This window comes from Mesorhizobium sp. M0048 (genome assembly GCF_040323405.1).
Taxonomy (GTDB): domain Bacteria; phylum Pseudomonadota; class Alphaproteobacteria; order Rhizobiales; family Rhizobiaceae; genus Mesorhizobium.
Window position 1 is genome coordinate 40,451 of record NZ_JAMYUV010000042.1, and the last position, 11,755, is coordinate 52,205.

Here is an 11,755-nt window from a genome sequence, read left to right on the forward strand (position 1 = left end):
TCAATGTTTAATGTCACCTTCACGCTCCTTAGAGCTTTGCGCTTTCCGACCCGTTGCTGATGCTGCAGGCCCGAGCGGTTGGAGCCAGCTGCCGACTTCCACTGACATGGTCCCACTGATTGAGTTGAGATGCGCTGGCGCCGGCGATCCTTCGGAAGATCGAGGAGCGCGAGCGATTGCAAACTTCGACGCTCCGACCCGAGTACTCAGGAGCGTCGACCTGGACTAGTGCCCCTCGATCGCCTTGGGAGACACAAGGTATGGTATCTTGCCGATGCTGCGCTTCGTCGCGCCAATGGAATAGGCCATCGGTATCTTGGGAGAGTTCTCTGGCAGGCCGTACATATCCTTGCCGGCCCGCACGGCAAATGAAAAGTGCTGCCACGAAACAGTGTCATGCTCATTGAGAAAATCGAGCGTCAGACCAGCTGAAATCAGCGCATTCACCACGTCACTGATCGGGTGGATCCATTCATAATAGCGAGGATGCTTCAAGATGCGGTCATCGCCGGTGTAGGTCAGTTCCTCGTTCCAGGCGAGCGGTCGAGCTATCGGCGTTCGCCAGTCGTGCTTCAATTCCAGGGCCGCGGCCTTTCGATCGCACTGAAACATCAATGGATGGCCCTCGGCCATGTAGAGACGGCCGCCGGGTCTCAGGAGGTCGGCAACCACCCGCGCCCAACGGAAAACGTCGTCCAGCCAGTTTACCGAGCCCCATGTAACGTAAGCGATGTCAAAGGTCCGACCGAGCGCTTCCACCGCTTCGAACAGTGGCGCTTCCACGAAGCGCACGTCGGTGCCTGCCTTCGCAGCAAAATCCCGCGCCGCCGCGATCGCCGCCGGTGAAAAGTCGAGCCCCGTCACACTGCCTGCGCCGAGATTCTTCAGGCTGATCGTGTCGAGGCCGATGTGACACTGCAGGTGGACGATATCCTTGCCGGCAATATCGCCGACCTCGCGCGTTTCCAGCTCGTAGAGATTGGATCCGCCGGCCAGCACATTCTCGATGTGGTAGCTGCCCGTTGTGTCGGTCGAGTGCAGTTCGGCCCGATCATCCCAATTAAGGCGGTTCGCACCCAAAAACCGTTCCAAATTCCCCCCACCCCTGACTGACGCATGGTAAACAAGTCGTTAAACTACCTTTGCAGCGAAAGTATCGCGCGTCAATCCGGACCGGGCGGCAGTTTGCCACCATTCGCGGACACCATAGCTTCTGGAACGCTTGCCGCAGATCAAAGGCTTCTGGCGCAGTCGCCGCGCTTGGCAATAAGACCCTGCAGGCGCACCTGACGCCATCCTCGTGGTCTGCATGTGGATTGTCGGTTCCTCAGCCCGGCACAGCCACCATCGCGACATTTCGGGAGAGTTCGTTTGTGGGGGCACCTGCGCCCGCCGTGCCGTTCGTGAGTGCTCGGTAGAGTGCCACATAATCGCTGCACATGCGCTCGACCGTGAACCGCTTCTCGAACGTCTGCCGCACTCGTGCGCGATCGAGGCAGTCTATGCGCCGGAGCGCGCCCACAGCTTCCTCCACCGTATCCACGATCCATCCGGACACACCGTCATCGATGATCTCCGGGACGGCGCCACGCCGGAACGCAATCACCGGCGTACCGCAGGCCATTGCTTCGATCGTCACGAGCCCGAAGGGTTCCGGCCAGTCGATCGGGAACAAAAGCGCTTTCGCATTGCCCAGAAAATCCGCCTTTTGCCGCTCATCGATTTCGCCAATGAACTCCACGTTCGAATGCCGCAGCACTTGCGGCTCGACCCTTTCCTTCCAGAACGACTGGTCCACCTTGTCGATCTTGGCGGCGATCTTCAGGGGAAACCCCGCCCGCACTGCTATTTCTATGGCCGCTTCCGGCCCCTTTTCCGGCGAGATGCGACCGAGAAACGCAAGATAGCCAGAGGTGTTCGGGTGGAATGGCAGAAGATCGCGTGGCAGGCCATGATGCACGGTTCCAATCCAATTGACTGGCGGCACGGGCCGGCGCTGGTCGAAGGAGATCGAGACCAGGGGAACATCGTCGAACATAGCATAAAGTTGCGCCAGATCGGGCAGGTCGAGCCTGCCGTGAAGCGTGGTAACCGTTCGTCTGGCAAAATCCCGAATGATGGGGAAGTGCAGAACATCGACGTGGAAATGCAAAACGTCGAATTCATCGGCTCGCCGGCGCACCCGTTCAAGCATCATGACGTGGTGCGGACCACCGTCCTGGACCCTGGGATTCAGGCGCAGCGCGACGTCGCAACACGGCACCAGCTCGGCTGAGGTACGAGAATCGGCGCTGGCGAACAACGTCACCTCGTGGCCCTGTCGGACAAGTTCTTCGGTCAGATACGAAACAATTCGCTCCGTTCCACCGTAGGTTCGGGGCGGCACGGATTCGGTTAGTGGCGCGATCTGGGCTATTTTCATTTAGAAAATCTTTTCGGCGGCGACCGCCGTCTTTCAAACAAGCTTCGGCGGCAACCAAGACAAGCGAGAGCTTCTCGTTGCGAAGTATTCTATGCAGAGCGTATTTATAGTTGTGCCTTCCGTGCTCCTCCCGTGCAAGCAGGTTGCCCTTATTCAACTCCTCTGGATCCAAGAACTGCGATCCATAAGAAATGTTTCACCGGCTCGATAAAAAGACAGAATGAGCTACGCGCCGCCGCCCCGCCGCCCCCTGACAGGCAGCTGTGGATCGCTCGATCACCACCAAGTGATCCAGGCGTGCCGGTGCCGAATGGAACATAAAGCCCGGAATTCAGTTAGATAGCCGGATTTGGCTGGAGTACCGCCAGATGCGGAATTCCAGCTGGGCAGGGCACTACCGTGACACGGAGTGAGCGGCTTCGGGCGCATCTCGCCGAACTCAGGCACCACCTTGCCGAACTCGGGAGCCATAAACGCTCCCCATGGAGGATGCCATGAACCAGTGGACAAACGCCAGGCTCTGTGACGTAGCCAACCTGATCCTTGGGGCAATTCTGTTCTTCTCTCCCTGGATCTTCACGTTTGCGGCAGGCCCGCAGACGCAGAACGCCCTCGGCAGCGGAATCTTGATCGTCGTGCTGTCGGTTGCCGCCCTCGCAGCATTTGCCGTGTGGGAAGAGTGGGTGAACCTGGTCGTCGGACTGTGGGTTCTCGTATCGCCCTGGGTGCTTGGATTCCAAGCGACAACGGCGATGACCGTGCATGTCGTGATCGGCATTCTGGTCGCCGTGCTTGCGGCGATCGAGCTCTGGATGATGTATCAGAACCCGCCGACCCAGTCGGCCGCCTAGCACGCGCAGCCAGCCAGCGCCCTTTTTGGGCCTGACAGATCGATCGGTCGTCTGCCGGCCTCTCGGCAACAGCCGCCGGAGGCCGGGTAGGCGGTTGTCTGGACGAGAACCAAGAAGGATGGCGCATCATGGTCGGTGACAATCCGCGTTCGACGGCCAGGATTGCAGGACATCCTATTCATCCGATGCTGGTGCCGTTTCCGATCGCCTGCTTCGTCGGCACCCTGCTGACGGATCTGGCCTACTGGCGAACAGCGGAGATGATGTGGGCTGACTTCTCCGCTTGGCTGGTTACCGTCGGCGTGATCATGGGCTGCCTTGCAGCGATCGCGGGGCTGATCGATTTCCTGGCCAATCCGCTGGTAAGAGCACAGCCCCCCGCCTTGCCGCACGTGCTAGGCAATCTGCTGGCGCTGGCGTTGTCCATCATCAACATGCTCGTGCACACCCGCGATGCATGGACCTCCATCGTTCCTACCGGCTTGATCCTCTCGGCGGTTGTCGTGCTCATCCTCATCTTCACCGGTTGGCTGGGCTGGTCCATGGTTTACCGGCATCACGTCGGAGTGGCGGATTGATGCGCGTAGAAAGCTCCATCAGACAAGCCGGGCGCATCGCGGCGTCCATCTTTACTTGCACTGCGGCGATCGCTCTTGCAGCGTGCAGTGGCAACGACCCGGATCCCAGCAGTCAGATAGGGCCGAATCCAAACCTGCCCGAGCCGATCCAATATTTCTTCCCGCCCATGCATCTCGCTTCCGTGGTCGGGTGGAAGAACGACGAAAAGCCGACCGTCGCGCAGGGGCTCCAGATCCAGGCCTTTGCCAACGGCTTGCAGCATCCGCGGTCGCTTTATGTGCTGCCCAATGGCGATGTCCTGGTGGTCGAGTCCAAGGCGCCGGGCGGCGAACCGATCAAACGGCCCAAGGATTTGGTGATGGGCTGGATCGAGTCCTGGGTCACCTCGGGCGGCGACAGCGGCCCGAGCAACCGCGTTACGCTGCTGCGCGACGCCGACGGCGATGGCAAGCCGGAGCTGACCAGCGTCTTCCTCGACCACCTGAGCTCCCCCTTCGGCGTGGCGCTGGTGGGAAGCGATCTCTACGTCGCCAATACCGATTCCATCGTCCGCTATCCCTACAACACCGGTGAAACCAAGATCACCGCGCCCGGAACGCCGCTAACCGCCCTGCCCGGCGGCCCGATCGACCACCATTGGACGAAGAGCCTGGTGGCAAGCCCCGACGGCTCGCTGCTCTATGTCGGCATCGGCTCGAACAGCAACGTCGCCGAAAACGGCATCGAGGCCGAGAAGAACCGCGCCGCCATCTGGCAGGTGGACAGGGCCACCGGCCAGTCGCGCATTTTCGCCAGCGGTTTGCGCAATCCAAACGGCCTGAGCTGGGAGCCGCAGACCGGGGCGCTCTGGGCCGTGATCAATGAGCGCGACGAGCTCGGCCCCAATCTCGTGCCGGATTATCTGACCTCGGTAAAGGATGGCGGCTTCTACGGATGGCCCTACAGCTATTATGGCCAGCATCTCGATCCCCGCGTCATGCCCCAGCGTCCGGACCTGGTCGCGAAAGCGATCGTTCCGGATTATGCGCTGAGTTCCCACGTCGCCCCTCTGGGACTGGCCTTCTATACGGCAAACAGCCTCCCCGAGGCATATCGCGGCGGCGCTTTCGTTGGCGAACACGGCAGCTGGAACCGCACGCGCTTCAATGGCTACAAGGTGGTGTTCGTACCATTCAGCGGCGGCCATCCTAGCGGCGTCGCTACCGACGTGGTGACCGACTTCCTGGACAAGGACAACAAGGCGCGCGGCCGGCCTGTCGGCCTGGCTGTCGACAAAACCGGGGCCCTGCTCATAGCCGACGATGTCGGCAACACAGTTTGGCGGATGACATCTGCCGGCCAATAAAGTGGCCCGCTCCCTTCGTCGAGCTGTCGGTCGAGCAGGTGGAAGGGATCCCCGACGATCGCCGTTCCGTGGTTCTGCCAGGCGCATTCGGTGTGCTCGCCCTTGCCTGCCGCTGTCACCGCCGACCGAAGGACCGCCAGCGCCGCGAAATGGTATTTTTGCCCTTCCCACAGCCGGCTCTAGAATTTTCATCGCAAATCAAGTTATGATGCACTTGGTATTTCCCGGGACGGCTTGCGCCGCTTGGAATACCGGGAGGAACCGGGACATGGCCGTTGCGCTTGTACTCGTTCTGATAGTCGTGGGCTCGGTGTTGTTCCACTTCCTGAGCCCATGGTGGTGGACGCCGATTGCCTCGAACTGGGACTATATCGACAACACCATCATCATAACTTTCTGGATCACCGGCGTCGTCTTCGCCGCCGTGGTTCTTTTCATGGCCTATTGCGTCTTCCGCTTCCGTCATCGGGAAGGCAATCAGGCGGCATATGAACCTGAGAACAGGCGGCTCGAATCCTGGCTGACGGTCGTCACCGCGGTTGGCGTCACGGCATTGCTCGTTCCTGGCCTGTTCGTCTGGAGCCGGTTCGTTAACGTTCCAAGCGACGCAACAGAGGTCGAAGTCGTCGGCCAGCAGTGGCAATGGAGTTTCCGCCTGCCCGGCAAGGACGGCAAGCTCGGCACATCCGACACTCGCGACGTCAACGCTGAAAATCCACTCGGCGTCATCGCCACCGATGCCAACGGCCAGGACGATGTCGTAGTGGAAGCGGCCGACCTGCACCTCCCGGTTGGCAAACCGGTCAAGATGCTGCTCCGCTCGATCGATGTGCTGCACGATTTCTACGTGCCGGAATTCCGCGCCAAGATGGACATGATCCCGGGCTCGGTCACCTATTTCTGGTTCACTCCGACCAAGACCGGAACCTTCCAGGTCCTGTGTGCCGAACTCTGCGGCCAGGGACATCCGATGATGCATGGCGTGGTCATGGTCGATACGCAGGAAGACTATCTGGCGTGGCTTGGCCAGCAGCAGACTTTTGCGCAGCTGTCCGCGCCCCAACAGATGGGCTCGGCAGAGTAGGAAACCGAAACGACGGTGCGCCGTCGGGATTGAAAATAGTGCGGCAAGCCCGAACTGTCGGGCTGGCCGAAGAGGGCACGGAGGTGTTCCTATGGTCGATATCACACCTGCAGATGCGGTACCGCCGGCCGAAGTCGCAGAAATGGAACTCTACCATCCGCACAGCTGGTGGACGAAATACGTTTTCTCGCAGGACGCCAAGGTCATTGCCATCCAGTATTCGGCGACGGCGACAGCGATCGGCATGGTCGCGCTGGTGCTTTCCTGGCTGATGCGGCTGCAACTCGGCTTCCCCGGCACATTCGACTTCATCACCCCGGAAGCCTACTACCAGTTCATCACCGTGCACGGCATGATCATGGTGATCTACCTGCTCACCGCACTCTTCCTGGGCGGCTTCGGCAACTATCTGATCCCGCTGATGGTTGGCGCTCGCGACATGGTCTTTCCCTATGTCAACATGCTGAGCTACTGGATCTATCTGCTGGCCGTGCTGGTTCTGGTGTCGAGCTTTTTCGCGCCCGGCGGACCGACGGGTGCCGGCTGGACGCTCTATCCGCCGCAGGCGATCATGACCGGTACGCCCGGCGGCCAGGACTGGGGCATCATCCTGATGCTCGTCTCGCTGATCCTGTTCATCATCGGCTTTACCATGGGCGGCCTGAACTATGTCGTGACGGTGCTACAGGGCCGCACGCGCGGCATGACGCTGATGCGCCTTCCGCTCACTGTCTGGGGTATTTTCACCGCCACCGTCATGGCGCTGCTCGCCTTCCCGGCGCTGTTCGTCGCCTGCGTGATGATGCTTCTCGACCGGGCGCTCGGCACCAGCTTCTTCATGCCGGCGATCGTTGAGATGGGCGAACAGTTGCAGCACGGCGGCGGCAGCCCGATCCTGTTCCAGCATCTGTTCTGGTTCTTCGGCCACCCGGAGGTCTACATCGTTGCGCTTCCGGCCTTCGGCATCGTGTCCGACCTGATCAGCACCCATGCGCGCAAGAACATATTCGGCTACCGCATGATGGTCTGGGCCATCGTCGGCATCGGCGCGTTGAGCTTCGTAGTCTGGGCGCACCATATGTATGTCAGCGGCATGCATCCCTATTTCGGCTTCTTCTTCGCCACCACGACACTGATCATCGCCGTTCCGACCGCCATCAAGGTCTACAATTGGGTGCTGACGCTGTGGCGCGGCGATATCCACCTCACCATTCCAATGCTTTTCGCCCTCGCCTTCATCGTCACCTTCGTCAATGGCGGGTTGACCGGCTTGTTTCTCGGCAATGTCGTTGTCGACGTTCCGCTGTCGGACACCATGTTCGTCGTTGCCCATTTCCATATGGTCATGGGGGTCGCGCCGATCCTCGTGATTTTCGGGGCGATCTACCACTGGTACCCAAAGGTCACCGGCCGGATGCTGAACGAGACACTGGGCCGGTTCCACTTCTGGATCACCTTCCTCGGCGCCTATCTGATTTTCTTTCCCATGCACTATCTCGGCTTGATGGGCGTGCCGCGGCGCTACAACGAATTGACCGACATGACGATCATGACGGAATCGGCCCACCACCTGAACTCGTTTATCAGCATCATGGCTTTTATGGTCGGTTTTGCCCAGATTGTGTTTCTGTTCAATCTCATCTGGAGCATCCGCCATGGCCGTGAGGCTGGCGGCAATCCGTGGCGGGCAACGACGCTCGAGTGGCAGACGCCGCAAACACCGCCCGCCCACGGCAATTTCGGCAAGGATCTGCCGATCGTCTATCGCTGGGCCTATGACTACAGCGTACCGGGAGCCAAGGAGGACTTCATACCACAAAACGTTCCGGGCTCCTTCGCGCCCTCCAGGGAGCCGGCATGAGCGTAATCCTGGTCTTCCTGCTCGTGATCGCCGGTATTGCTGGGTGGTGGCTTTCCCATCAGCGGCTAATGACGAAGCCGTGGCTCGAGCAAAGCATGGCCGGGGATTTTGTCGCTCTGGACCGATCGGCGCTGCCGACCGCAAAGATCGGTCTCGGCGTCTTCCTTGCCGTCGTCGGCTGCCTGTTCGCGCTGTTCACCAGTGCTTACTTCATGCGCATGGCGCTGTCGGATTGGCGGCCTCTGCCCATCCCGCCCCTGCTCTGGCTTAACACCGGCGTACTGGTCTTGAGCAGCATTGCGATACAGTGCGCTTCGCTCGCGGCGCGCAAGGGTCAAGTGGACATGGTCAGGCTCGGCCTCGCCACAGCTGGACTCACGGCGCTCGTCTTCCTGATTGGACAGCTTGTGGCATGGCGGGAACTGAGTGCGGACGGCTATTTTCTGGCATCCAATCCGGCCAACAGCTTCTTCTACCTGCTAACGGGAATGCACGGCCTGCATATACTGGGAGGACTGGTCGGGCTGGGCAGAACGAGCGTCGGCGCCTGGAACGGAGCGCAGCCGCAGCGGCTTCGCCTCAGTGTCGAGCTGTGCGCGATGTACTGGCATTTCCTGCTTTTCGTCTGGCTCGCCATCTTTGCGCTTCTGGCCGGCTGGGCTTCGACTTTAATCGACATTTGCCGAGGGTTGCTGACCTAGGAGGAACGGGCGGATGGCAGAGACGACACTGGCCCACATCGGCCGAACAGAGCCGCGACCCGCAGGCTGGCAAGGCATCGCCGCCGACTGGTCCTCGGATCAGCGGGCGTTCAAAAACGTGTCCTGGGGCAAGGCCATGATGTGGATCTTCCTGCTCAGCGACACGTTCATCTTCGGCTGCTTCCTGCTCTCCTACATGACCGCGCGTATCTCAACACGCGTGCCGTGGCCCAATCCGAGCGAGGTTTTCGCCCTGCGCATCGGCGGCTCCGACATTCCACTGATCCTTATCGCCATCATGACCTTCGTGCTGATCTCTAGCAGCGGAACGATGGCCATGGCGGTCAATTTCGGCTACCGCCGCGACCGCCGCAAGACGGCAGTCCTGATGCTCTTGACCGCAGCACTCGGCGCGACCTTCGTCGGCATGCAGGCCTTCGAATGGACCAAGCTGATCACCGAGGGCGTGCGGCCTTGGGGCAATCCCTGGGGCGCTGCACAGTTCGGCGCATCCTTTTTTATGATTACCGGCTTTCACGGCACGCATGTGACGATCGGGGTGATCTTCCTGATCATCGTGGCGCGAAAGGTCTGGCGCGGGGATTTCGATGTCGGACGGCCCGGCTTCTTCACCAGCCGGAGGGGGCGCTACGAGAACGTCGAAATCATGGGGCTCTACTGGCATTTCGTCGACCTGGTCTGGGTGTTCATTTTCGCATTTTTCTATCTTTGGTGAGAGGCAGGACATGGCTGAAGCAACCGCAAACGGCCTGGGACAACACGCACTGGACAGCGCCCATAGGCATGATGCGACGACGACCGGCGTTACCCCGGCGGAGGTTCATCAGGAGCACCCGATCAAGCTCTATCTGGTGGTGTGGGCGTGGCTGTTCATCCTCAGCACCTGCTCCTATCTGGTCGACTATTTCGGTCTCCATGGCTATCCCAGATGGTCGCTGATCCTGATCTTCATGATGCTCAAGGCCGGACTGATCGTCGCCATCTTCATGCACATGGCCTGGGAACGGCTGGCGCTGACATATGCGATCATCCTGCCGCCGGTGCTGGTGCTGGTGTTCGTGACGATGATGGTCTTCGAAGCGGACTACACGCTTCTCACCCGAATGGCGTTTTTCGGGGCCGGGCCCTGACATGCAATCCGGATCCACGCGGTCCGGTCCTGGAGCCTTGAAACAATCCACGGCTGGTCCATTTCTGTTGGTACTGGAGACGACAGGCGATGCCGGCGTTTCCACATGCGTCGCGAACACCAGCAAGGGGCGCCCAAGATGACCATCGCAAACAGATTGAAGGACTTCATCGATAGGAAAGGAATTTCCTACGACACCGTCGAGCATCACCGCACCGCGACAAGCAGACAATCCGCCATTGCGGCACATGTGCCCGGCAGCATAATGGCCAAATCGGTGGTCGTTCACCACGACCGTGGCTACGCGCTCGCCGTGGTTCCAAGCACGCACAGGATAGAACTCGCGACATTGCAGGATGTCATGGAGAAGCCTCTTGGGCTGGCGTCCGAAGACGAGGTGGTCTCGTTATTCGGCGATTGCGACGTCGGCGCTGTGCCGCCGATCGGCGCTGCCTATGATGTGCCGGTGGTTCTCGATGAAAGCCTCGGCGACGCTCCCGAAATCTATTTCGAGGGCGGCGACCACAAGACGCTTGTGCATGTGAGCGGCAAAGATTTCCGCGACCTGACAAAGGACGCGCGCCAGGCCCGTTTCAGCCACCCCGCCTATTGAAAGCTCTGCCTCACCCTGCCCGCACCGGCACTTTCGCCGGTGCGGGCAGAGTGCATTTTTTCAGCTCACGGTCTGGTCGCCGGCGGCGATTCCACAACTTTCCGGTAAACATGCCAGGTGGCATGGCCAAGGATCGGCAGCACGACTGCCAACCCGGCGAACACTGGCAGCGATCCGATGATCAGGGCGACGGCGACAATAAGGCCCCACACCGCCATCACGATCGGGTTGGCCAGGACAACGCGCACCGAGGTGTGGATGGCTTCGTAGGCGCCGACATCGCGGTCGAGCAACAACGGGAATGCGACGACCGTGGTGCACAACACAACCGCGGCGAACACGAAGCCGATGGCGTGACCCAGGATGATGAGCGTCCAGCCGCGTCCCGTGGCGAATATTTCACTGATGAAGCTGGACAGCGATTGCGGCGGCGCCGGGCCGAACAGGGTCTGGTAAAATATCTGGGCCGTCAAAAGCCAGGCGATGAAGATGGCAAGCAGCATGACGCCGACCGCTGCAATAGCCGGCAGCGCTGGAGAACTCCTGACCTCAAAGGCGTGTCTCCATGAGGCGTCGAGCCCGGCTTCCCGCCGCCGGCTGATCTCATAAAGGCCGATCGCCGCGAACGGACCAATCAGCGCAAAGCCGGACACAAGCGGAAACAGCAACGGCAGCGTGTTGTTGCCTGATGTCCAGACAGCAAGCACGACTCCGGCAATCGGATAGATCAGGCAGAGAAATACGATGTGCGACGGCTTGACCATGAAATCATCGACGCCACGCCTGAGCGCATCAAAAAGATCGGAGACGCCGATTTTTCGAATTCTCGTATGTTCCAGCGTCTCGCTGGCGCCTGCTATCACGTGAAAGCTTGCCATGACCATTCCTCCAGACCAGGTCCGGTAAGGTCGCGTTTTACGGTGCTGCCGTTCTGCATGATTGGCCCACGCAAACCGCGACCTGCACCATGATCAATATACTCTCATGCGGGGGACTTGTCGCGCTTTGTAGGAAGACCCGGGAGTAGGAGGTCCCGGGTAGCCCGACTAGGGTCAGGACCCATTAATTTGTTGAGTTGATCTCTGTTGGGTGATTCAAGGTGGCAGGAGGTGCCGCCTTGAGTGATTTGCTGATGTTGACGCCGGAGCA

The 11,755-nt window shown here is 60.2% G+C and carries 12 protein-coding genes; 9 read left to right on the forward strand and 3 right to left on the reverse strand.

What is annotated here, in order from left to right; translation table 11 throughout:
* Positions 1-225: 225 nt before the first annotated feature.
* Together NKJ84_RS25670 and NKJ84_RS25675 are read right to left on the reverse strand one after the other, a co-directional pair.
* Positions 226-999, reverse strand: coding sequence for a class I SAM-dependent methyltransferase (locus NKJ84_RS25670; protein ID WP_352508759.1), 774 nt, complete (start codon positions 997-999; stop codon positions 226-228).
* Between the two features lie 328 nt (positions 1,000-1,327).
* On the reverse strand, positions 1,328-2,422 hold the full coding sequence (locus NKJ84_RS25675) for a glycosyltransferase family 4 protein (protein WP_352508760.1): 1,095 nt from the start codon (positions 2,420-2,422) through the stop codon (positions 1,328-1,330).
* Between the two features lie 494 nt (positions 2,423-2,916).
* Between NKJ84_RS25675 and NKJ84_RS25680 the strand changes: the two genes are divergently transcribed.
* The 9 genes from NKJ84_RS25680 to NKJ84_RS25720 all read left to right on the forward strand — a co-directional run bounded on the left by NKJ84_RS25680 (position 2,917) and on the right by NKJ84_RS25720 (position 10,606).
* Positions 2,917-3,273, forward strand: a complete 357-nt coding sequence (locus NKJ84_RS25680; protein WP_254818350.1) for an SPW repeat protein — start codon at positions 2,917-2,919, stop codon at positions 3,271-3,273.
* Positions 3,274-3,401: 128 nt separating this feature from the next.
* Positions 3,402-3,851, forward strand: a complete 450-nt coding sequence (locus NKJ84_RS25685) for a DUF2231 domain-containing protein (protein ID WP_352508761.1) — start codon at positions 3,402-3,404, stop codon at positions 3,849-3,851.
* Positions 3,851-5,197 carry a PQQ-dependent sugar dehydrogenase gene (locus NKJ84_RS25690; protein WP_352508762.1) on the forward strand — a complete coding sequence of 449 codons (1,347 nt, stop codon included), beginning with the start codon at positions 3,851-3,853 and terminating at the stop codon, positions 5,195-5,197. The genes NKJ84_RS25685 and NKJ84_RS25690 overlap by 1 nt, the downstream gene beginning before the upstream one ends.
* A gap of 268 nt (positions 5,198-5,465) precedes the next feature.
* A complete protein-coding gene (coxB, locus tag NKJ84_RS25695) occupies positions 5,466-6,281 on the forward strand; it encodes a cytochrome c oxidase subunit II (protein ID WP_254818347.1) in 816 nt (271 codons plus the stop codon).
* Between the two features lie 91 nt (positions 6,282-6,372).
* Positions 6,373-8,142: a cytochrome c oxidase subunit I gene (gene ctaD, locus NKJ84_RS25700; RefSeq protein ID WP_352508763.1), complete on the forward strand. Its 1,770-nt coding sequence runs from the start codon at positions 6,373-6,375 to the stop codon at positions 8,140-8,142.
* Positions 8,139-8,843, forward strand: coding sequence for a cytochrome c oxidase subunit 3 (locus NKJ84_RS25705; RefSeq protein WP_352508764.1), 705 nt, complete (start codon positions 8,139-8,141; stop codon positions 8,841-8,843). Before ctaD ends, NKJ84_RS25705 begins: the two co-directional genes overlap by 4 nt.
* A gap of 13 nt (positions 8,844-8,856) precedes the next feature.
* Positions 8,857-9,579, forward strand: a complete 723-nt coding sequence (locus NKJ84_RS25710; RefSeq protein WP_254818344.1) for a heme-copper oxidase subunit III family protein — start codon at positions 8,857-8,859, stop codon at positions 9,577-9,579.
* A gap of 10 nt (positions 9,580-9,589) precedes the next feature.
* The gene (locus NKJ84_RS25715; protein ID WP_352508765.1) at positions 9,590-9,994 is read left to right on the forward strand and encodes a cytochrome C oxidase subunit IV family protein; all 405 of its coding nucleotides are present in this window, start codon (positions 9,590-9,592) and stop codon (positions 9,992-9,994) included.
* Positions 9,995-10,132: 138 nt separating this feature from the next.
* Positions 10,133-10,606 (forward strand): aminoacyl-tRNA deacylase, encoded by a 474-nt coding sequence (locus NKJ84_RS25720; protein WP_254818342.1) that lies wholly within the window; start codon positions 10,133-10,135, stop codon positions 10,604-10,606.
* Positions 10,607-10,671: 65 nt separating this feature from the next.
* Here the strand turns inward: NKJ84_RS25720 and NKJ84_RS25725 are convergent, their stop codons facing one another.
* Positions 10,672-11,484, reverse strand: a complete 813-nt coding sequence (locus NKJ84_RS25725) for a DUF2189 domain-containing protein (protein WP_254818341.1) — start codon at positions 11,482-11,484, stop codon at positions 10,672-10,674.
* Positions 11,485-11,755 lie beyond the last annotated feature (271 nt).

What these genes read in the sequence shown, in the direction of transcription:
- NKJ84_RS25675 (WP_352508760.1), bottom strand. Translation starts at nt 2,422, where the DNA reads ATGAAAATAGCCCAGATCGCGCCACTAACCGAATCCGTGCCGCCCCGA.
- NKJ84_RS25680 (WP_254818350.1), top strand. Translation starts at nt 2,917, where the DNA reads ATGAACCAGTGGACAAACGCCAGGCTCTGTGACGTAGCCAACCTGATC.
- NKJ84_RS25685 (WP_352508761.1), top strand. Translation starts at nt 3,402, where the DNA reads ATGGTCGGTGACAATCCGCGTTCGACGGCCAGGATTGCAGGACATCCT.
- NKJ84_RS25690 (WP_352508762.1), top strand. Translation starts at nt 3,851, where the DNA reads ATGCGCGTAGAAAGCTCCATCAGACAAGCCGGGCGCATCGCGGCGTCC.
- coxB (WP_254818347.1), top strand. Translation starts at nt 5,466, where the DNA reads ATGGCCGTTGCGCTTGTACTCGTTCTGATAGTCGTGGGCTCGGTGTTG.
- ctaD (WP_352508763.1), top strand. Translation starts at nt 6,373, where the DNA reads ATGGTCGATATCACACCTGCAGATGCGGTACCGCCGGCCGAAGTCGCA.
- NKJ84_RS25705 (WP_352508764.1), top strand. Translation starts at nt 8,139, where the DNA reads ATGAGCGTAATCCTGGTCTTCCTGCTCGTGATCGCCGGTATTGCTGGG.
- NKJ84_RS25710 (WP_254818344.1), top strand. Translation starts at nt 8,857, where the DNA reads ATGGCAGAGACGACACTGGCCCACATCGGCCGAACAGAGCCGCGACCC.
- NKJ84_RS25715 (WP_352508765.1), top strand. Translation starts at nt 9,590, where the DNA reads ATGGCTGAAGCAACCGCAAACGGCCTGGGACAACACGCACTGGACAGC.
- NKJ84_RS25720 (WP_254818342.1), top strand. Translation starts at nt 10,133, where the DNA reads ATGACCATCGCAAACAGATTGAAGGACTTCATCGATAGGAAAGGAATT.
- NKJ84_RS25725 (WP_254818341.1), bottom strand. Translation starts at nt 11,484, where the DNA reads ATGGCAAGCTTTCACGTGATAGCAGGCGCCAGCGAGACGCTGGAACAT.